Consider the following 21,346-nt stretch of genomic DNA (forward strand, 5'->3'; position numbering starts at 1 on the left):
TCATGGTGTTCGCTATCGCACAATCTGTCTCGGCTGGACAACCACCGCACGTGCCGCGCCTTCATCACCGAGGCGCGCACCCAACGTCTGCATCGCGAAGTCAGGCGGCAGCGCCGCCGAAAACTTCAAACCCCGTAGCGCATTCGCATCGACATCGGGGTCGCGCCATTGGACACCCAACAGTGCTGCCGAGAACTCCGCGATCGTAACTCCGGGTAGCAGTCGCACCGATTTCTCGTCGATACGCTGTCGTGGGTCGATCAGCGTGGGCAGTGACGCCTGCAGGGTGCGGTTGGCTGCGGTGCCGGCCCAGGTCCACCACCGCCCGGTCGAATCACTGGGTAGCAGAACGATCAGCCGGTCTGCGGCCACGGTGTCGGCGAACCCGGTACGCAGTTCGGTCAGCACCCTCGACGCCCGCAGGGTGAAGGTCACGCCGGCTGGCGAAGCGCCTAGCAGCACTGCGCGCATACCGCGAGTGATCTCATAGGAGAGCCCGCCTGGCACACCTGACCACCTGGCTTTGCCGCCGCCGGCGGCGGGTTCGACGAAGCAGCGTCGGCGTTCCCAGTCGACGTGGGTCACCTTCCACGACCGCCCACCCAGCAGTAGTACCCGTGGTCCTTCGACGTTTTCGGTCAACAGATCGGTGCCGATGGTGCCGACCTCGACGCGGCCGGCCAGCACGATGAACTCCGGCGGCGCGGTGAACACCGCGGTCAGATCGGAGAAATAGCGCCGACCAAACCGGCGTTCCGCTTCGGGGCCGATGTGCAGGAACGGGCCATCGGTCGCGAAATAGCCTTCGGCAACAAGGAATTCAAGAATCTCTGAGGTCGACGAGTCGAACACCGGCAGATCACCCCACCACGAGGCCCACTCAGAAGCCGATATCCGGTGTTGCTGCAAGCACAGCGCCATCAACTGCTGGGCCGCGATGTGCCGCGGGTGTGGTGGAGGCGTGATGGGCTCCACCACACCCGCGGCCCACCGCTGCAGCATGCCGGCGGCCAGCAGGACGGCCTCATCATTCAGACACAGGAAAAGGCAATTGCGTGACGACCCGGCACGGCGACCGGTTCGACCCAGCCGCTGCAGGAGGGACGCCACCGTGCGGGTGGAGTTGATCTGGATGACGCGGTCCAGGTCGCCGACGTCGATGCCCAACTCCAGGGTTGAAGTGGCGACGATGACGGTGTCGCGGGCTTCGGCGAACGCCGCTTCAGAGCGGCGTCGCTCGGCCGCCGACAATGACGAGTGCGAGATGTAGGTCTCGATATCTGCCTCGCGCAGGGCCGCGCCCAGTTCCTCGGCCTGGCGGCGGCTGTCGACGAACACCAGCCGCTTTTCGCCGGGATGCAGTGACGCGATCACTTTGGCCGCGTTGGCAATCGATCCGACGTAGTCGACGGTGATGTCCGGTGCGGCCGGGGTTTCCACCGCGGGCGCCACCACGGCGGACGCCCGGGCATGGAAACTGCCTTGGAGCCAGGCCAACAACTCGGACGGGTTGCCGACGGTAGCCGATAGCCCGATCCGCTGTAACGGCCGCCCGGCCACCCGCGAAAGGCGTTCCAGCACCGCCAGCAGGTGCCAGCCGCGGTCATCGCCGGCGAAGGCGTGGATTTCGTCGACCACCACCGCTTGCAGGCCGAAGAACAACACCGCTGGATCGACCTTGGTGGACACAAGCATCGATTCCAGTGACTCCGGGGTGGTCAGCAGAACGTCGGGGCGCTCCACCAGAATCCTCTGGCGTTCCGCCTGGCTGACGTCGCCGTGCCACACCGCCGCGGAGCGGCCCAGCCACTGGCAGTAGCCGTGGATGCGCGGTTCCAGGTTGTTCAACAGCGCCCGGAGCGGGCACACGTACAGCACCGATACGCCCTGCCAATCCTCGGTGGCCATTCGCGACAGCAGCGGGAACATCGCCGCCTCGGTCTTTCCGCCGGCGGTGGGCGCGAGCACCAGGGCGTTAGAGCCGGCCAGCACCGGTTCCACCGCCGCCGACTGGGTGGGCCGTAACCCGTTCCAGCGCAGGGTGTTCGCCAGGTGATACTGCACCCCGGGATGAAGAAGCTCGAAGGCATCCATCACACATCGAGCGATACATCGTCGGCGGTCAACGCCGCTCGCTCGGCGTCGGACAACTCTGCCGCGGCGATCTTCACCTCGTAGTCGGTGTACGGGTCGAAGTCGTGGAACTGTTCGATCTTGTCCAACACGTCCACCAGCTTGCGCAGGAACAGTCGTGGCGCGATACCGACCTTTCCGCCCAGCTCTCCCGCCACTGCGGCGGAAAACCGTTCAATGAAAGCATCATCGGCCACTGCGGCAACCCGCTCGGGATCGGCAACGCCGCCCAGATACAGCGAGCGGACCCGCCCACCCAGTTCGACCAGCCGGGTCTGGTCAAAACCGGTCAGCCGCAACTGCGGCGCCCTCGGGTTGTCGAAGCGCGGGTCCTTGGCGAACTCGGTGTGCAGCCGATCGGCCAGCGGCGGCAGCAGCGGAATGCCTTGGCGGCCTTCAAAAAACGCCGGGGTTCCGGTGATCAACAGGTACAGCCCGGGGAAATGCCCGTCGTGCACCTCGTCGATCAGCTGCCGCAACGCATTGAGCGCCTTGGCGCGGGCATCACTGCGGATCCGCTGCAGCGTCTCCACCTCGTCGAGCACCAGCAGCAGTCCGTGGTTGCCGGCGTCGGACAGGATCGCCAACAGTCCGCGCAGAAAGCCCAGGGCCAGATAATGATCCAGGTCACCCTTGATGCCGGCCCGCCGTTTCACCGCGGCGGCCACATGTGGTTGCCCACCCAGCCAGGCGATCAGGGCGTCGGCGCCGTCGTGATCGCCCTCGGCGACGAAACGGCGGTAGGCCCGGATGGCCATCGGGAACACCGGGGCGCGCACGGCCACCTCGGCCAGTCGTCGCTCCAGAAGCGCGACGGCGTCCGCGCCCTGCTGGCGGGCATCATCGTCGATGGTGAACAGCCACGCATCCAGGATTGGCCGCAGCGCGCTCGGCGGCACCGACGCGGTGCGGAGCGATTCGATGCTGCGCCGGTACACCGTTTCGAGTTTGTGCAGCGGGGTGTCGATCTCGTTGATCTGTACCTCGGCGACGGCGAAGCCCTTTTTCATCGCTCGGTCACCAAGCCAGCGCGCGAAAAAGGTTTTCCCCGAGCCGTATTCACCGCGAACCGCCTTGAACACCGCTCCGCCAGCAGCCACCACATCCAGTTCGTTGTCCAGTTCTGCCTCGAACCGGCCCAGCCCGACGGCAAGTTGGTCCAGCCCGTAAGACGGCACGGTGCCGCGGCGCAGCGCGTCGAGAATCTCGCGGCGCCGCCGCGCCGATACCGTCACGGCTTCACTCCGAACTGTTCGCGCAGCGCCGCCTCATCCAGTTTCACCACCCCGCCGCCGACGGCCAGCACCTCATAGCCCTCGACGTCGAGCACCCGCTTGGCCTGCATCAGCGCACCGTTGACACCAGCGGTCGCAACACCGAGTGCGGCGGCGGCCTGGGCCAGGGTGAGTTCCTGCGCGCCGGCGGCTAGAAGCTCGGTCAACAGTGCCTTGATCTGGCCGTCGGTGACCACGATGCGTCCGGCCAGTTTGAATTGGGCGGCGTAGACCTTGCTGCCGATCACCTTGGCTGGCAACGGGTTTACCCGCAACGGCTCCTCGACGTCGAACAGGCTCGGGGCATCCGAGGACTTCGTGATCACCGTGACCGCCTCCGGCGTTCCGGCATACCACCAGCCCGGTTCGACGGCGGCCACCTGCTGCGCCCAGGCCGGCAGTTGGCCCGCGACGAATGTCAGCACCGGCACAATTGCCTCGGCCGGTGCACCGCCGCCATGGTAGCCGGCGTTGCGGGCGCCGTAGCGGATGTCGGGGTCGACGGCCAGCACCACCTTATGGGTGTCGGTGAGCACCCGCGGGCCTTCGACCACCACTTCGCGGCCGGGGTCCACATGCGCGAAATCGCCATGGGCGCGTTGGCCGTAGGTGTTCGCCCGGTCTACCTTCGCGCTGGCGCCGTATTCGATCAGATGCCCGTGGTCGGAGGTGATCACCACCACGCGCCCGGCGCTGCGGGCCGCGCCGAGTAGCGCCCGCAGATGCGTGATAGCGCCGACGGTCCAGTCGGTGCCGCCGGGGTCGGTGTGGTGCAGGGTGTCGTCGACGTAGTTGAGCACTGCCGCCACCAACGGCCGGTGGTCGGTGTCGGCCACCGCGTTGGCGACGTCGGTGGCGAGCGACGCGCCGGACGGGATCGCGTCTAGGGCGGCCTTGTGGAAGATCGGGTCCGGGCCGCCGCCAGTGGCTTCCAGATTTGCGTCGCGGATTAGCGACAAGAAGCCGCGACGCTCCACATCTTCGGTGCCTTCGCGTAGTTCGCCGCACAGCAGCGAGCAGCGGCTGCGCCGGGTCAGGGTGGGCAGCACCGCCAACACGCTGCCGCGACGGCCGTCGGCGGAGACTTCGGTCCAGCCGTCCTGCTGGATGGCGGTCACCAGATCGTTGGCCGCGGCCAACGACAGCGCGTCGATGACCAACAGCAGGGTCGGGGTCTGCCGGGCGACGGGTACCACGACCTCGCGCAGCACGTTCTCGATTAGCGGCACGGCGGGTTTGGGCGCGTCGGCCAGGGCTCGGGCAAAAGCGCGGTCGTGGCGGGCGCGGCGGGCTGCGACGGTGTCGATGACGGAGCGCAGCGCGGCCGCGGCTACCGGGTGCTCGGCGCCGCGGCGAGCCTTGGTCAACGCTGTGTCCACCCAGGAGTCGCGGGCGATATAGGAGGCGGTGGCCTCCGGGAGGCCGGTGGCGATGGTCACCGGAGTGGCCAGCCACCGGACCAGCCGGACCGCCCCGGCGAACGCGTAGACGGTGGGGGAGCCGGCGCTCAGGAAGTGTCGGTTGACCTCGGCCCACTGGGTTTCGACGCGGGCGCGGTCGGCCGGGGTGATCAGCGCGGCGTCGGGGTCGGTGGGCGCCGGGTGCGGCAGCGCCTCGGTCAGGGCGTCGGCCAGTACGGCGACGCGGGCATGCAAGCCCTGCGGTAACAGGTCCGATGTTGCTGCCGCAGATCCGATCCCGAGGTCGTTACCAATCGATGCCGCGGCCGCCAGGACGGTTTGTGGGTCTTTGAGCGCGGTGGTCACCAGGCCGCGGGCGCTGGTGTACCAGGCCTGCAGGCCGGCGGGTGCCAGGTTGGTCAGCCCGTAGCGACCGAGGAACATCCCGAGTGCCTTCGCGTGGGTGTTGTCGTCCTGGCAGAACAGACCGGCGACCACACCCAGCGGCACCAGTTCGTTGATCCGGCCGGCGCCCAGCAGTGCGGTCAGCGGTTGGGACAGCAGCCCGGCGCGGCTGCCCAGCCAGGCGGCAGTCGCGTCGAACAGGTCGGCGCCGCCGCGGGCGTGCAGGTCGGCCAGGTTTGCCGGGGTGTCGGCCGAGCGGCTCCACTCCAGGATCGCCAGCGGATCCACTTCGACGCCGGTGTCCTTGACGATCTTGAGGACGTCGCGGGCCACGGTGGTCATGGTGTGGTCGCGGGTCAACACCCCGCCGGGCGCGGGGGTATAGGAGTCTGGGGACAGCACCGCGAGCAGGCCGTTGGCCACCGCGCGGTCGTTGGCCACCCGGTAGAGCGCGGGTTCGATGGTGGTGGCGGAGAAGTTGCCGCGCAATGCATCCCACGGGTCGGGGGTGATTAGCCGGCCGTCGAGCAGGTGCGCCAGCACGGTGTCGCCCAGGTCGTCGTCGTCGACGTCGGTGAGCACCACGGTCCAGCCGTCGGCATTGCGGTTGTCGATGGCTTCCCAGATGGCCAGCACCGACGGACACGCCACCACTTCCACCGGGACACCCTTATAGTCGAAAGAAGCACCGGCCCAACGTGGTTCGGCGCGCAGGCCCAGCACGCCGCGGCGGTACTGTTTAGCGGCGGCCTTGTCCAACCGGGCCCGAATGATGGGTTCGGTGGCGTTAAGGACGCTCATTCCAGCCACCAGCGCACGTGTACTTTCTTGCCGGAATCTTGCAGCGCCGCGGTGATCTCGGTTTCCAGCTCGGCCAGATCGGCGGCGTTGCGCAACACGCGGTCCTTGGCAGGCTGCGGTGGCTGAGGCGGTTGGGGCGGCTCGGGCTTGGTCTGCGCCGGTTCGCGGGCCACCACCCAGTTCACTAGTTTGGTTTCCCCGGCGGTCAACTCATCGGACAGTGAGCGACCCGGGATCGACACCGCCTCCTGCAACGTCTTCCAGATGGCGTTGGCCTGATCACCCGCCTCCCCGCTGACTTGCGCTCCCGTCTTGAGCACATCCACCAGCGGCCACTTGAAGTTGCGCAGCGCACGGGTGTCGCGGGCGGCGTCGGCGTTGATGTTGCCGGCCGTCTCCAAGGCCACTGGCAGCGCGATACCGGCGACGGCATCGATCACCGCGACGTTTCCCGAAGTGCGAGAGAGTGTTTCGGTCACACCCAGCAGTGCCTGGGCGGCGGTCAGCCGGTCGTTGGGGCCGGCGACGGCGTCCAGACGCTCGTGTGCGGTCTGCAGTTCATCGACCAGGTAGCCCAGTTCGGTGGCCGCCTCGGTGGCGTGGGTGCGGACCTGCGCGGCGAAGTCGGCGACGTTGGCCCCGGTGAGGTAGGTGCGCGACATGGTGTAGCCGAACAGCTTGGCGGCGTTGGCGCGGGCGTCGTCCCAGGCCTGCTGCTCGGGCAGCTGCTCGGCGCGCAGTTCGATGTTGGGCCGCAACCGGCCCAGCGGCGGGGCGGCGATGGCGCTGCCTGCCTCGAACCAGGCCCGTTTGCGCAGCAGCGCCCACGCGCTGACCACCAGATCGCGGGCTTCGGGCCGCAGCCCCCACGCCGGGGACAGCGCGTCGATATGGGCTTGCAGCGCACCGATGGTCACCGGGTCGGCAGCCTGGGCGGCCTTATCCAGTTCTGTGGCCCAGAAGTCGAACGAGGTTTGATCGAACAGGAAGTGGTCCTCGGTGGCCTTGCCGACGCGCAGCGGCCCGGCTATGCGACGCACCGCAGTGCGGTCGGCACCAGGGTTGGTGGGCACCCGGCCGTCGCGGTGGGTGCTGGCCTGCTCGACGTAGTCGCGGATTGTTTCGAAGTTGCGGGCGGTGACCTCGCTGTCGGCGGGGTCGAACTGTGGATGGTTGGGGTAGCTGGCAGTGAACGCCTGATCGACGATGTTCAGGAACGCGTTCTCCAGGTTGGCCGCCGGCGGCAGCTGCGGCTGGAAGTCCCGGCTGAGCGAGGTCAGCACGTCGAACTGCTGGGAGTCGGCGGTGATCCGCTTGGCGTCGGCCGGTTCGATGCCGTAGGCCTGCTTGAGCAGTACCTGGAAACCGGCATGGGTGCCGCTTCGAAGGTTCTCCAGGATGCTGCGAGCCTGCGCCCGGTCGGTGGCCGACAGGTGATCGGAGTTCTCGGTCCAGCGGTCGCCGCTGCCGGTGAACAGCCAGTCGAGCTTCACCAGCAGCGCCAGGTCTTCCATCGCCGATTCGGTGAAGAACCGCGGCAGCCACACCACGGTGTGCCGGTCGCCGCCGGCCAGCAGCCGGTCGATCCGGTTGACGTCGTCGGCGCTGGTGAACCCGGCCTCGTCGAATGGGTAGTCCACCACCACCCGCCAGGTGCCGGGCCGGGCGTCAAACGACTGCTCGGGCAGCGACGCCGCGTCGCGGACGTTGCCGAAAACGATGTCGACTTCACGGCGCGAACCGCGCCAGACGACGGTACGGGTGGCCGCCCCACCCAGATCGTCTTGCGCGGTCCCCACCCCAAGTGCCTGATGGATCAGCCGGCGCAACAGCGCGCGGCGGCGGCCCGAATTGTCCTCGGCGCGAATACGATCCAGCACCGACTGGTAATCCACCTCGGCCAGCTGCACCCGGATAACCGGATTGGCGCCGTCGGAGCAGCTGATCTCCGGGGCATCCTTCTGCATCCAATCGCGGACTATGGCCAGCACTTTGCGGGCTTCGCCGCCGGCGACCATCGTCTTGATCGAGCCGTGGTTCAGGGCGGCCAGCCGGCCGGCGGTGATGTCGCGCAGCGAGGGTACGTTCGGTGCGATCGCCGACAGCAGCAGGGTTTTGGCGACGCGTTCCTCACCTCTGAAGCCGTTGGGCACCGAATCGGGGTCGGTGTCCAGTTGCTCGGTGCTCACCCCATGCTTGTCCAGCAACGCGGGCAGCAGCCGGTTGCGGTACAGGTCGTGCGCGGCGTCGAACATGTTTTTGGCGTGGCTGTCGATTGGCTCGCTGCCCTCAACGATGTAGTCGAAGGAGTCGCCGACCGGAATCAGGTCATCGACGGTCAGGGTGTCGCGGCGGTCGACCAGCATGCGCTGCATGACCTTCAGGGCGGTTCGTTCACGTTGCATCACCGAGGACAGGTTGCGCAGTGTGGACACCAGCACCGGGGAGAACGGGTAGGTCAGCCGGAATTCGGCTTCCGAGGCACCACGGTGTTTGTCGTCGGTGTTGAGGCTGTCGCGCAGCACCTCCCACACCTCGGGGCTGCGGGTCAGGTCGGCGAACGCCTTGTTCAGGATCTCCTGTGCAGCTTCGTCTTTCGGCTTGAGCAGGCGGGCGTGCGCGACCTCGGCCAGGTTGTCATCACCCAGTTCGATCTCGCGGAATCGGCCCTGCTGGTACTGGAAGGCGCGGTCCAGGGCGTCCTGCTCGGCGCCAGAGGCCCCGGCGTCGGCGAACCACTTGCGCAGGTCCATCTGCCGGGAGATCAACGAGATCAGCGGGATGGCGCGCTGGCGGCCCGACGATTCGACCAATTTGGTGATCTTCTGCGATTCGCGGGCGAAGAACTCGGTGTCGCGGACCGAAAACGCCAGCCACAACACCAGTTCGTCGAGGAACAGCACCACCCCGTCATAGCCCAGCGCTTTGGCGTGATCGGAGATCACTACCAGTCCGCGGTCCAGATCGACGTAGTCGGCGGTCTCAGTAAACGACCCGAAGTAGCTGCCCACCAACGCCGACACCAGTTCCCGGCGTTCGGGGTCTTCCGGGGTGGCGGCCAGCGCACCTTGGTAGCGCGGCAAATCCCAGCCGCCGCCGATCAGCCCGCCCCACGGGTCGGCACCGCCGCCGCTGCCGCCTGCCAGACCGGCCAGGAACTCGTCTTTACCCATCCGGGTGCGCAGGTTCTCGGCATCGGCAAGCAGCTTGTCGGACAGATGCACCGCCGGCAGCGGGGCCTCGGGGTGCAGCCGGGTGATCTGGTCGACGTAACCGCGCAGGACAGCCTGCTCTAACGAGGTGGCGCCTAGCAGGTGATAGGTCAGCCGCAGCAGCTTCTTGCCGGCCAGCGCGCCGTCATAATGCCCAGTCAGCGCCTGGAACGTCGGGGTACGCACCGCGGGATGGTTGCCCAGCAGTGCGTACAGCACGGCCATGAAGTGGCTCTTGCCGGAGCCGAACGATCCGGTCAGGTACGCCGCCCGGGAGGTGTTCTGCTTGAGGGCATCAGCCACCAGATCCAGTGCAGCGTCGAAGTTCTCGCGCAGCGAGTCGGTGAGCACATAGGCGTCCAGAGTCGCACGGATGTGGGCGTCGTCATCGGTGCTATCGGTCAGGCGCAGCACGTAGTCGTCGCTGCCGACCCGTTCGGTGATGTCGATGACATCACGTAGCAGAACCGTCATGTGCGTGTTGCCCTTCGGCCGCGGCGAGGCGCTTGCGACGGCCGCCAACTGGTCAGATCGGTCACCGTGAGGTGATGTTCGTTGAGGCGTGAGGTCAGCTCGGCGTCGATGGTGTCAGCCACCGATTCGCCGTACTCGGGGTCGATCTGGTTGTGCCACTGCCGAACCCACGGTGCCAGCTCGTTCAGCCCGGCCAGCAGCGGCAGCAGCTTCGGGGTGTCCCAACCTTCGTCGATGCGCGCACTGATAAGCGACGCCAGCGCCAGCGTCTGTTGTGCGTGATCCCAGCCGGCCCAGCCGAGCAGTTCGGTGGCATCGGTGTCACGCCCGGCGGCGGGATAGGAGATGAATCGCTCCTTGGGGACGTCGAGCTTGCCGCGGTGTGACCAATAGGAGCCCTTGACGAAATCGGCGGGCTTGTACTTCGGCGGTACCGGAATGGGGGAGGCCAACTTTTCCCCGGTGTCCTCGCGTCGCTGCAGTGCCCAGGTTTCCTCCCATGCGGACCGCTTGTCCAGGCCGGAGTCCTTATACCGGTAGGCAGCCAGGAACGGAACCGCCTCATCGGCAAGCAGTTTCGCCAGCGCAGCACCGGTGGTGGCGTTCGGGTCACCTGCCCACAGCTGCAATACCGAGCGGAAGTCCGCTTCGCGATCCAGCACGTCGGCCAGTTGCGCCACCGACTGCGGCATCGGCCGGCCATCCCGGTCGAACCACAGCGCACGGTCCTCCACTCGCTCCAAGAGCCAGCCTCGCAGCGCGGACTCAACCTGCTTGTCCCACGGCTCAGAAGCCCAGCGGCGCTTGTACTCCGGCCTTTCAAGTAAGCGGATGTGCGGATTGGATTCCATCGCGTCCAGCCGACGCTGCACTAGGTCGCGGTAGTCGGCGGGGAAGTGGTCGGGGATCTCAGTGAGGGGGGTGAACCTGTGGTTGTGGTGACGGAACCAACTGCTCTCAGTTGAGCCATCGTCTATCTGCCGGGCCAGAGCAATTGCGAATGCACGTTCCTCAGGCCGGACCTCGGGAAGGTCTCCGCTGTAGACGAGACCGACTTCGATGAGACCGTAGATGCGGTAGTACTCCCAATCGAGTTCCTCCTGGTATGCGATCATCAACCCCCGCAAGCGGTCCGATTCGGTGTGTGCGGCTTGAAGTGCGGTCGCCGAGGGGGTTTCACGTTTAGTCAGCTCGGCAGGAGATTGGCGCTGAAGTTCCTCGGCTAAATCATCGAGCATCTCCGGTAGTTCAACCGGCATTGCAGTCGGCAGCGGGAAGCTCAGCAGGGCCGAGCCATTAAATTGGAAACGATGTTCCCAGGGTTCGTCGGCGCCCGCTTGCTCCGCTCCGGGACGGCCTTTGTTGAAACAGTTCTGTTTGAGCCAGAAGCAGGCCACGGACGAGTTCAGCACACCGAGCAGGCGCAGATGGTCCTCAATCGACGCGCCCGCGGGCAGCTTGATTACCGGAGCCGTCTGCTTGAAGACCTTCCCGTCGCGGTCCAGAACGAAGTGGTTAAGGGTGGCGATCTCAGCGAAGGTGATGGAAAGGGACGTGCGTAGCTTGGCGGAGTAACTCTCCAAGTAGGCCCACCACGGTAGTCCGCGTTCAGCCAACGTCTTCTGAAAGACAGTACGCTGTCTCAGAAGATTCTTATTGGGCCAAAGCTGCTTGATCACTGGTGACGTGTCGGCGACCAGCTCCGAGTTTTCGCGATTTAGGTAGGGGTTAAGTGCTATCAGGCTGCTAGCAATTTGATAGTCGCGGACGTCCTCGCCAATTACAAAGGTTCTGAAGGGCAATACGTGGTTATTGGTCAGAGCGAAATGGGTTGGGTAAAGCCATGCGTCGTCCTCGCCTACAACAGCGGTGCGCCCAACCGAGTCCGCAAGGCGCCCAAGTTGCAAATGGCTTATTGAGTTGATGTTCGCGAGCAGCTCAACAGCACCGCCGCCGGAGAGACTCCAGGGATGCGTTGCGAGGGTTTGGCGCGGAAGATCGCTGACATTGATGAATGCATTCTCAAAGCCGGGCTCACCGATGTGATCCACAATCGCTGACCAAACAAGACCTTTCGCTGGATCCAATGGTCGGCCAGGCTCACTGCGAATGCCGAGCACCGCACGCACAGAGTCGGACGATGGCCGCTGCTTTCGTCCCACGATGATCACCGTTGGCGTTCCGTGGCCGGGGATGTAGGCCCCAGACGTGTCGATTACCGCGCGCAAATCAACTGACGACAGGAATTCTTCGATGAGTTTGGTTCCAAATAAGCGCTGCATGAACGAGTTCGACGTGATCTGGCCGACCCATCCGGCGGGCCGTGCTCCTGCCGAACCGTGCCCGAGCCGGAAGAACAACTCCATGAACGGTGCAGTCAACGCGTATTGCCGATGCGCGGTCTCATATAGCTGTCGGTACGCCCCATTCAGCGCCGCATCCTTGACGGTGATGTACGGCGGATTGCCCACCACCACATCGTGTTCCCGTTGCAGGATGCCCTTGAGCGCCTCGGCGTCCTCGGTGGCATCGGCGCGAATCGCCGGGCCGGCCAACAGGTCTTCGGGCAGCAGTTGCTGATTGGCTCCCCACAGCAGGCTGTCACCGGACGCCAGGTGCGGGGTGTAGCCGATGCTCTGCTCGATGCTGGTATCGCCAGCAGCATGCAGTGCGGCCACCAGCAGCCTGAACCGGGCGATCGCCACCGCGAACGGGTTGATGTCCACCCCGTAGATGCCGTCCAGTGCCTTGGCGACCAGTTCCCGCGCACCCAGTGCTGGGGCCTCGCGCTGCCAGCGTTGGTGCAGCCGGGCGAACGCGCCGAGCAAGAAATGTCCTGAGCCGCAGGCCGGGTCGATTACGGTGAATCCCTTTAGTGGCCGGTCGGCCAGGGCGGGTTCCATGGTCTGGTCGAGGATGAATTCCTCGACGAACTCCGGGGTCTGCAATAGGGCGTAGGTCTTCTTGGCGTGCTCGGACAGATCCTGATAGGCATCGCCCAAAAAGCGGGTGTCCACCCCGGCGAATCCGTAGAACGGTTGCCCGTCGCTGTCCTGGTGCCACCAGACCTCCAGGAGGGCCCGGGCGGCGTCGCCGGACGGTGCTACCAGGTGCAGCGGCGAGAACCGGTCCACCAGTCCGGCTGTAGCCTGACACTTGGTGAAGTGGTTGATGATCTGGTGTAGCCACTCGCGGTCGGTGTGTTCGGGGTTTTGCTGGAAGTAGGCGCGGCGTGCGTCGAGTGCCTGCGCGCGGTGATCGGCATCGGCGCCGCCGATCCAGCGCGGCGATAGCAGTGCGTTGTCCTCGCAATAGCGGGCGAACACCGTGAGCAGTACCCAGGCCACTGCGGCCTGGGTCACCCGGTCGTTGCGCCACTCCTGCCAGGTTGCGGCGGTGCGCTGTGCGGCGAACGCCGCGTCGTAATATCGGCGCCACGTATCGAGCACCCTGTCCTGCCGGGAGCGCTCGTCGTCGCCGTCGACCCGCGCCCGCAGATCGATCTCCAGCGCCAGCACCTGACGCTTGAGCGTGGTCACCAGTTCCGCTGCTGCCCAGCCCATTAGCTCGCCCCTCCGTCACCACTGGCGCGCACCGCATCCAGTGCGTCCCGCCACAACACGAACTGGCCACCTGGGGACCCCAGCTGGATCGGCTTGCGGTCCACCAACGCCCCGACCTGCCCACGCAGCTGCGGCAGCACCACCCACACCGGCCGCCGTCGCGGGGCGGCCAGATCGCTGAGCGTGGCGAGTAAGTCGAGGTGCCCGTACCGGGCCAGCGGCGACACCTCGGTCAGGATCAGCGGCGCGGTGCTGCGCGGACAGTCGAACACCGAGGTGTGCAACTTTTCCCGCAGCGCCGGGGTCACCCGGTCGATCACCGCCCGCAGACCCTGGGCATCCCGGGCGGCGGCCTCGGCGGCATCAGCCCCGCGGATCAGATCCCACGGGATGCCCCGCTCATCGGCCAGCTGTTGCATGCCTGTGATCAACTCGGTGGTCACGTCGATCAGTTCGCCGTCATAGCTCTGCGCCAGGTGTTGCGCCACCCGTTCGTGCTCACCGGGCCGGTCCCGCGGAATCTGCACCCCGATGGCCACGAACCCGGCCTCATCCAGCGAACGGCGCAGCAGCACAACGGAGTTTGCGGCCTGAGCGATGTCGGCGGCCGGCTCTCCAGGTGTTGGCAGCGTGGTGGGCTGGCGGGTGTGCATGCTGGTGGTGCTGGGCGGCTCGGCGTCGGGGAAGCAGTACACCTCGCGCGCGGCGTCCCAGTTCAGGTTCAGCGCCGTCTGGGCCAGGATGTTGTCCAGGTGCGGACGCTGGGGCACCTTGTCCAGTTCGGGAAACCGGGCGGTGACGCGGCTGCGGATCTGGGATGCCGACAGCGACTCGTTTTGCGCCAGCCCGCGCAGCGCCTCGGCGACCGCAGCGGCCGGCGACATGGCGGTGTTGTGCAGTTCGCCGCGCCCGGACACACCGGTGTGTTTGGCAGTGGCTGCGGCCAACCGAACCAGGCGGCCGTCGCTGGGCATCGACACGGTGGTGTCGGCGCTGTCGGCGACCGCGGTGTAGCCGTCGTGGTACGCCGTTCGCAGCTCCTGCGCGGCGCGGGCGGCCGGGATGACGGAGTTTGGGTCGGCCGCCACCAAGTCGTCGGCGCGTTTGGCGGCCGCCTCGGCGGCGCTGAGCAGCTTTTCGTCGGTGGCCAGCAGTGCGAGCCGGCGGCCATGCCGTCGTCGCACCAAAGTGATTTCGTCCGTCGCCGTTTCGTGCTCGTGCAACCGATCCAGCGCGACCCGCAGCAGCCCTGCCGCGGCGCGTTCGGCGCGGGGGTCGATGCCACCCGCACTGGCCTGGGGGAGCCGAGCGCGAATCTCGGCGGTCAGCGTCGACACAGCGGCCACCCCACCGAAGTCGTCGATCACCCCGAGCGTGATGCCAGTCAGCGCGTCCAGCAGCTCACGGGTGGCCGGGGTCTTGGCCCAGTCCTCCTGCAGCTCCTTTATCAGCTGGGTGCCGCGCTGCGGGGCCTTGCCCAGCTTTTCGGCCAATTCGGTGCTGCTGGCGAACCCGTCGAGGCCTGGCGTGGTGCCCAGCAGCAGGGCGGCGGCCTCGCGGCGGGTGGTCGACCCGCGCTGCGTGGAGACGGCCGAAAGCAGCAGTGCGACAGTGTCGTCCAGGCTGCGCAGTTCGGTACCCGATGGCCCCGGCTTCTGCTTGCCCAGCCGTTTGGTCCAGGCCCGGTACCGGTCGACGATCTCCTTGCGGGTGTCCTTGGCTTCGCGGGCCACCAGCCGGTTCAGCGTGGTGGAGTCCACCGCCAGCAGCTCCCCGACGGTAGTCACCGCCACCGAGGCCAGCGCGGAGATGGCCCGCGGGCTCAGTCCGGCTGCGCTCAAAACGGTAGTGGAGTCGGCTTTTTCGGCGTCAGCGTCGCTGGCCTGCGGGGTCGCCGGGGTATCCGCGGCGGTGAAGGCCTGCTGCCAACCGCGCAGCATGTCCTCGGCGGTGCCGGGCCGGCGCGTGATGTCCCGCGACAGCGCGGCGGTAAAGAACGCGGCCATCGCCGGGGCCAGGGTGGCGTCGAACATCCCTGGTTCCACCGTGACATCGTCATCGACGGTGCCCGGATGGGAGCGGGGGTCGAGGCCGTAGTTCGGGGTGGCGCCGGTGGCCATCTCAAACAGCACCACGGCGGCGCCGTAGCGTTCGGCGGCGGTATCGTAGCGGCGGCGCTCGCCGGTGCCCAGGAACGGATCCAGATACGGCGGCGTCCCGGCCTCGACATTGTCCGGTGACACCCCAGCCATCGAGAAGTCGAACATCACCAGGTGCGTGTCGGCGCGTGAACTACTCTGGTAGACACCAAGATTGGATGGCTTAATGTCACGGTGGGTGACGCCGTTGCGTTCCAGAGCCACCAATGCGGTCAGCAGGTCGGTGCCCCAGCGCTGCAGCACGTCGATGGACAACCGACCGCGGTTATTGAGTTCCTCGGCCAGCGTGGTGCGCCCGGCGTAACGCAGGATGAGCGCGGTGCGCCCGCCCACGTCCTCCACACCGTGGAGGGTGACGATGCGGTCGTCGTTCTCGAAGCGGCCCAGCGCTTGGGCTTCGGCGCGGAGCCGTTCGGCGGCGTCGCGATCCTTGGCGACCTTGAGCACGCGTTGGGCGCCGCCTACCTGGTTGTCTTTCACCAAGATTCCCACGGCGGTGGAGCCGGCACCCAGTTTGCGTTGGTAGACGAAGCGTCCGCCGGCCAGCTCGGTGCCGGGTCCGGCCTCCAGAGGGTCGGTGCCGGCGGTCTTGAGCAGTACCTCGTTTCGGACGTCGTCGAGTCTTGCGACGAACTCGCCGACATCGGCGATGCGGTCGGCCGGGCTGGGATTGGTGGCGTCGAGCACCAACTGGCGCAGCGGAGTGCGGGCCTGGGGCATTTCGGCGGCCAGGTCCAGGCCGCGGTCGCGGCGCAGCCGGTCGATCAGTTCACCCCGTTCGGTGGCCGGGGCGGTGCCGCCGGTCAGGATGAAGAACGCCAGCGCACCCAGACCGAATACGTCGATGCGGGCGGGGTCGGTGGGCCGCGAGCCTTCCGGGGCGGCGAAGAGCCGGGCGGTGTCGCTGGGGGAGCCGGCCATCAGCGTCAGCGAACCACCCGACAGGCGGGTGACCGCGGTGTCGGGGTTGGCCGGCAGGATGCCGGCGCTGTCCCAGTCAGTGACCTGGGGTTCGAGATGGCGGCCGCGTTCGCGGATAGCCACCGAGCGCGGGTTGAGGCTGCGGTGCACCACCCGGTGGCGGTGCGCGTAGTGCACGATGTCGGCCAGCTTCGCGATCAGGTCCAGCTGGTCGTCCAGCGGCAGGGTGTGATCGGCCAGCCACAGGTCCAGCGGAGTGTCGGACTTGGGTTGCGGGAACACCAGGCCGATGCCCAGTTCGGGTTCGTCGACCAGGTCCTTGGGCGCCTGCAGACCGTCGTAGGTCAGACGCTGCAGCAGGTTGAATTCGTGGGTGACGGCCTGGCGGCGGGCATGATCCTCGGCCTTCGTGGCGCTGGGGTTGGTGGTGTAGAACCGGATGCGGACGTGGTCCTCGGTGTTGACATGGTGAAACGCCGGCCAGTCCTGCCAGCCGTCGCCGTCGGCCAGCGGCTGGTCGTCGATGATCCAGGAGCCCACCTCACGCTGGCGGCGCGGCGCCAGGCCGATGGCCTTCATCAGCCCCGCGATCAACTTGCTGTCGCGTTCGGAGATCGGATCGTGCTTCGCGGGTGCGAGCAGGATTTTAGAGATGCCAGGCAGCTTGGTAGTGCCCTCACTGCCGTCAGGGCCGTACAGATTGATCTTCGAGTTCGGCGGCAGGTCGCAGACGAATCGCTCGTGATGCAGGAACACCAGTTCCTGCACGTACGGAATCCGGCTGACCGCCTCGTTGCCGCCGCGCTCCCGGATGGCGTCCTTGAGCAGGGAGGAGAAGTATTGGGCCTTGCGGCGTGCCAGCAGCAGGGGGGAGTCCTCGGTGCGGTTGTTGCGCCGCCATAGGTGATCGTTGCCGGTCAGGATGCCGCGATAGTGCTTGAGCTCGATCAGGTACAGCGTGTCGCGGGCCAGTACCAGGAGGTCGACCTCATGCCAGCGACCGCGGTTGTCGCGGAACTCGAAGTTGGCCCAGGCGCGGAACGGCTCGGCGTCGGGCAGCTTCGCCTTGATGGCGTTCAGCCCGGCCTTTTCGTGGTCGAACTGCGACTCGGCGATCGTGACCCAGCGGCCGTCCTTCACCGTCGAGTCACCCCCTTGTCGTGTGCTTGGTGAACAACCTACTTAGTTGTACTTCGGCTATTGCGGGTTGCGTTCGGTTTCGCCGGTGAGGTCGCGATGAAAAGGGAGTATTGCGAGATGTAACTGACAAGTGGGTCTTGATCGTTCGCCGGTGAGAACGCGGGAGCCCATTCGTGCTCAAACGGTTACTGGATGCCGCGGTCTCCTGACGGGCCCCGCCTCTACACTCAGGTAGCTGCACGTGGTGGGAGGTGAACGTGGCCGGCTCAGGTGAGCACTTCAAGGCACTCGTGCGTAGCCACGCGAGCGGGGACGACCAGGCGTTCTACGCCATTGCTCTGCAGGTGGCCGCTCAGGCCGCCCGGCAGGGGCACCATAAGCTTGCCGCCGACTTGAAGGCCGCCGTCGAGAGCTCGCGCGCCGATCGCCCCACCAAGGTGGTTTCGATCGCGCAGCCTCGTGGCGATCTCTCCGACCTGGTCGTCGCATCACACCCGACGGTGACATTGAAAGACCTCGTGCTGCCGGCTGACCTGGATGCGCGTGTGCGACGGATTCTCACCGAGCAGCGGCAGCGCAAGAACCTTCTGGACCATGGCTTCCAACCAGCACATCGGCTGTTGTTTGAAGGACCGCCCGGAACCGGCAAGACCATGACGGCGGCTGTGCTCGCGCACGAGCTGGCGCTGCCGTTGCTCACCATCCGGCTGGAGTCGTTGATGAGCAAGTTCATGGGTGAGACCGCTGGGAAACTCCGGACGATATTCGACGCCGCCGAACAACAGCGCGCCGTGTATCTTTTCGACGAGTTCGATGCTCTGGGCGGCGATCGCGCAGGCAACGACGTCGGCGAAGCGCGGCGAATCTTGAACTCGTTCTTGGTGTTTCTTGAGAACAGCAGCAGCGAAGGCATCATCATTGCCGCCACCAACCACCGGGCAATCCTCGACCGGGCGTTGTTTCGCCGTTTCGACATGGTGTTGGACTATGCGCTGCCCGACGCCAAACAGGGCGCCGTGGTGATGCGATCACGTCTTGGCTCCTTAGCCAAGGGGATTCGCTGGGCTTCGCTTGCAGCCGACATCGAGGGGCTCTCACACGCTGACCTGGTACGGGCAGCAGAGTCGGCTGCGAAAAGCGTGATCTTGGAAGGTCATTCACAGGTAAGTGTCGAGGAGCTTCGTAGGGCATTGAGTGCACGGAAGTCATCGAGCCTTGGCTAATGGCCGCGACCATCTCAGTCACTTCCTTGTCGTAGGTCGAGTAGCCAATGAGGATTTCCTTCGCCCCGGTGGTGGGAATCCGAGAGTCAGACCAGTCGAAGACCGTGCGGAGCACGGGCGTGGCCGGGTCAGCGAGCTGGAATCCGCGCTCGTTTCCGGTGATGCCGCACGTCAGGAGTTACTCACCGAAGAGGAACTTCGTGCGCTCGGCACGATTGTCACACTCGAAGGTGGCGATGCTGCCTACCCATTGAAAGTTGAATCGCTTCAACAATTCTCGCGGCATCGGAAGACGCCACGCCGACCGAAATGGCTCCTGCTGTCGGTACTGCCAGCGGAACCGGCTGAGGGACTTCCTGAACGGGCGACTGTATGGGTAGCCGATCAGTATCGCGCTGAGTTCGTCGGCCTCTTCGAGGATTACTTGGAGGACACCAAGACTGGGAAGCCCAAGAATAACGGGTTGGTCGCGAACATCGCGCGCATTCGGTCTACGCTCTTGCGCGACCTGTGGCAATCCAGCGGTGACCCGCCGCAGGGTTCATCGACATGGTGGGAAGTGTGGTTGCGCCGCACCGACAACGGTCCGCAGCTCCTGCGGAACCTCGCCGAAAGCTTGGGCCTCGGCATTTCGTCGCGAGTGCTGCGGCTGATCGACCGCGACGTGATGTGGGTGGAAGCACGGTGGGCTGATCTCCAAGCGCTTCCTGTGTCCGCGGTGCCCGTAGCCGAGATACGTCGCCCAGAATTTGTCGACACCGTGGAGGACTTGACCGCCGGCGAGCAAGCCGAATATTCGGATGACCTCGCCCAGCGACTCCAGCCTGCTGAAGCACACGAACCCGCTGTGTGCCACCTGGATACTGGTGTTGCACGCACCCATATCTTGCTGGAAGCGTCGCTGTCGACCGAGGATCTCCAAACCGTCGTCGGCACAAGTGGATTCGATGTGGAAGGTCATGGCACGGCGATGGCAGGCATCGCGCTGTTCGGGCACGACCTGGATCGGTACCTGATCGGTGGTGACACGATATCCCTACGCCACCGGTTGGAGTCCGTTCGTATCAAACCGACTCGATCAGAGCCCAAGCACGAACCGCTTGCGTTCGGTGATGTTACGGCGCAGGCGGTGTCGCTCGCTGAGGCCACATCGGCACGCCGTCGGGTGTTCTGCTCACCCGTGACCGTCGATGGCGACACGCCAGAAATTCCTGGCCAGCCAACACTGTGGTCATCCACCGTCGATGCTCTTGCGGTCGGATCGGACGTCGTTCGCGATGGTGACGAGCTGCAGCTTCTGGCACCGCCCGATGATGGTGCAGCGCGGCTGATAGTGGTATCGGCGGGCAATGTAGATCGCTTCGTCGCCGACCACCTCAATGAATCTGATACGTCGCCGGTGCAGGATCCCGCGCAGGCATGGAACGTACTCACGGTCGGCGCGCATACCGAGATGGTCGATGCGCCAACTGATCCGGCATATGCAGGATGGGAGGCCGTTGCCACCGTCGGCGATTTATCACCCCACAGTCGAACCTCGTTGCTGTTCGGACTGGGGCCCTGGCCCATTAAGCCGGACATTGTCATGGAGGGCGGCAACGTACTTAGTGATGGCAGTTCTCTTTTCGAGCCCAGCCATCCAGCGTTGTCGGTGCGTACCACTGGCCACGTCAATGACCAAGCGCTTTCGTCGGCCAATGCGACAAGCGCTGCCACGGCCCAGGCTTCGAGACTTGCAGCTCTGGCGATGGTCACCTACCCGGAGTATTGGCCCGAGACCGTTCGTGCTCTGCTGGTTCATGCGGCCGAGTGGACACCGGTGATGCGGCAGGCGTTGGATGCCGCCGGCAGGTTGGGGTTGAAACAAAAGCAGTTGATGTTGCGACGCTACGGATGGGGCGTGCCTTCGGAGCAAGGGGTGCTCTACTCGTCTGATCAAGCGGTCACCCTCGTCATCCAGGATGAGTTCGTGCCCTTCGAAGGTGATGATTTCAAGGTTCCGGTCTTTCGGCTACACGAGTTGCCTTGGCCGAGAGAAGTTTTGGAAGGGCTTGGTGGTACGAGAGTCGATCTGCGTGTCACGTTGTCGTACTTCATCGAGCCGACCGCGTCGCGGCGTGGTTGGCGGCAGCGGTACAAGTATCCGTCGCATTCTCTTCGATTCGAGCTGCAGGACCCTCTGGAGTCAGAGGAGCTCTTCGTGCAGCGCGTCAATCGGGATGCCGGTACGGAGGACGGTGGGGGCCGTCGGGCGCCGAGCCAGGTTCGGTGGCTTGTCGGAGCTAATCAGCGAAACCTCGGCTCACTGCATCAAGACGTATGGGAGACATCGGGAGCCGAGCTCTCCCAGTCAGGCAAGCTCGCCGTGTATCCGGTCGGTGGTTGGTGGAAGTACAGCAAAGCACGCGATCGTGTAAACCGAGCTGTGCGCTACGCCCTCGTCCTGTCGTTGCGGACGCCGGAGAGCGGTATCGACCTGTACACGCCGATCGCCAACGTGTTGCGAATTCCGATTGCGGTCCCGATCGAGTGACATCGACGGCGCAATGGCGTGCTCAGAGTGGACTGCGTCCGGCTTTAGGCGCATAGCAATCGGACCGCAGATTCTTCCTAGCACTACGCCCTGGGTCAGCCTGTCAGA

Annotated in this window: 8 protein-coding genes; 2 read left to right on the forward strand and 6 right to left on the reverse strand. The window is 65.8% G+C overall.

Translation table 11 applies throughout. The features are described 5' to 3' along the window. Positions 1-12 precede the first annotated feature (12 nt). The 6 genes from AC5Y3Z_RS22375 to pglW are packed head-to-tail and all read right to left on the reverse strand — an operon-like array spanning position 13 to position 17,482. On the reverse strand, positions 13-2,094 hold the full coding sequence (locus tag AC5Y3Z_RS22375) for a DEAD/DEAH box helicase (RefSeq protein WP_473140031.1): 2,082 nt from the start codon (positions 2,092-2,094) through the stop codon (positions 13-15). After that, positions 2,094-3,368, reverse strand: a complete 1,275-nt coding sequence (gene brxD / locus AC5Y3Z_RS22380) for a BREX system ATP-binding protein BrxD (protein WP_473140030.1) — start codon at positions 3,366-3,368, stop codon at positions 2,094-2,096. The genes AC5Y3Z_RS22375 and brxD overlap by 1 nt, the downstream gene beginning before the upstream one ends. Beyond that, a complete protein-coding gene (gene pglZ, locus AC5Y3Z_RS22385; protein WP_473140029.1) occupies positions 3,365-6,013 on the reverse strand; it encodes a BREX-2 system phosphatase PglZ in 2,649 nt (882 codons plus the stop codon). Before pglZ ends, brxD begins: the two co-directional genes overlap by 4 nt. Then, a complete protein-coding gene (locus AC5Y3Z_RS22390; protein ID WP_473140028.1) occupies positions 6,010-9,699 on the reverse strand; it encodes a DUF6079 family protein in 3,690 nt (1,229 codons plus the stop codon). Before AC5Y3Z_RS22390 ends, pglZ begins: the two co-directional genes overlap by 4 nt. Then, a complete protein-coding gene (gene pglX / locus AC5Y3Z_RS22395) occupies positions 9,696-13,262 on the reverse strand; it encodes a BREX-2 system adenine-specific DNA-methyltransferase PglX (RefSeq protein ID WP_499918465.1) in 3,567 nt (1,188 codons plus the stop codon). The genes AC5Y3Z_RS22390 and pglX overlap by 4 nt, the downstream gene beginning before the upstream one ends. Next, positions 13,262-17,482, reverse strand: coding sequence for a BREX system serine/threonine kinase PglW (gene pglW, locus AC5Y3Z_RS22400; protein ID WP_473140026.1), 4,221 nt, complete (start codon positions 17,480-17,482; stop codon positions 13,262-13,264). Before pglW ends, pglX begins: the two co-directional genes overlap by 1 nt. Before the next feature lie 257 nt (positions 17,483-17,739). On the opposite strand from pglW, the gene AC5Y3Z_RS22405 reads away from it, so the two are divergent. Together AC5Y3Z_RS22405 and AC5Y3Z_RS22410 are read left to right on the forward strand one after the other, a co-directional pair. Continuing rightward, positions 17,740-18,705, forward strand: a complete 966-nt coding sequence (locus tag AC5Y3Z_RS22405) for an AAA family ATPase (RefSeq protein ID WP_473140082.1) — start codon at positions 17,740-17,742, stop codon at positions 18,703-18,705. Further along, a complete protein-coding gene (locus tag AC5Y3Z_RS22410) occupies positions 18,698-21,238 on the forward strand; it encodes a S8 family peptidase (RefSeq protein WP_473140025.1) in 2,541 nt (846 codons plus the stop codon). The genes AC5Y3Z_RS22405 and AC5Y3Z_RS22410 overlap by 8 nt, the downstream gene beginning before the upstream one ends. The last annotated feature ends 108 nt before the right edge of the window (positions 21,239-21,346 follow it).

This window comes from Mycobacterium sp. NGS61 (assembly GCF_059812325.1).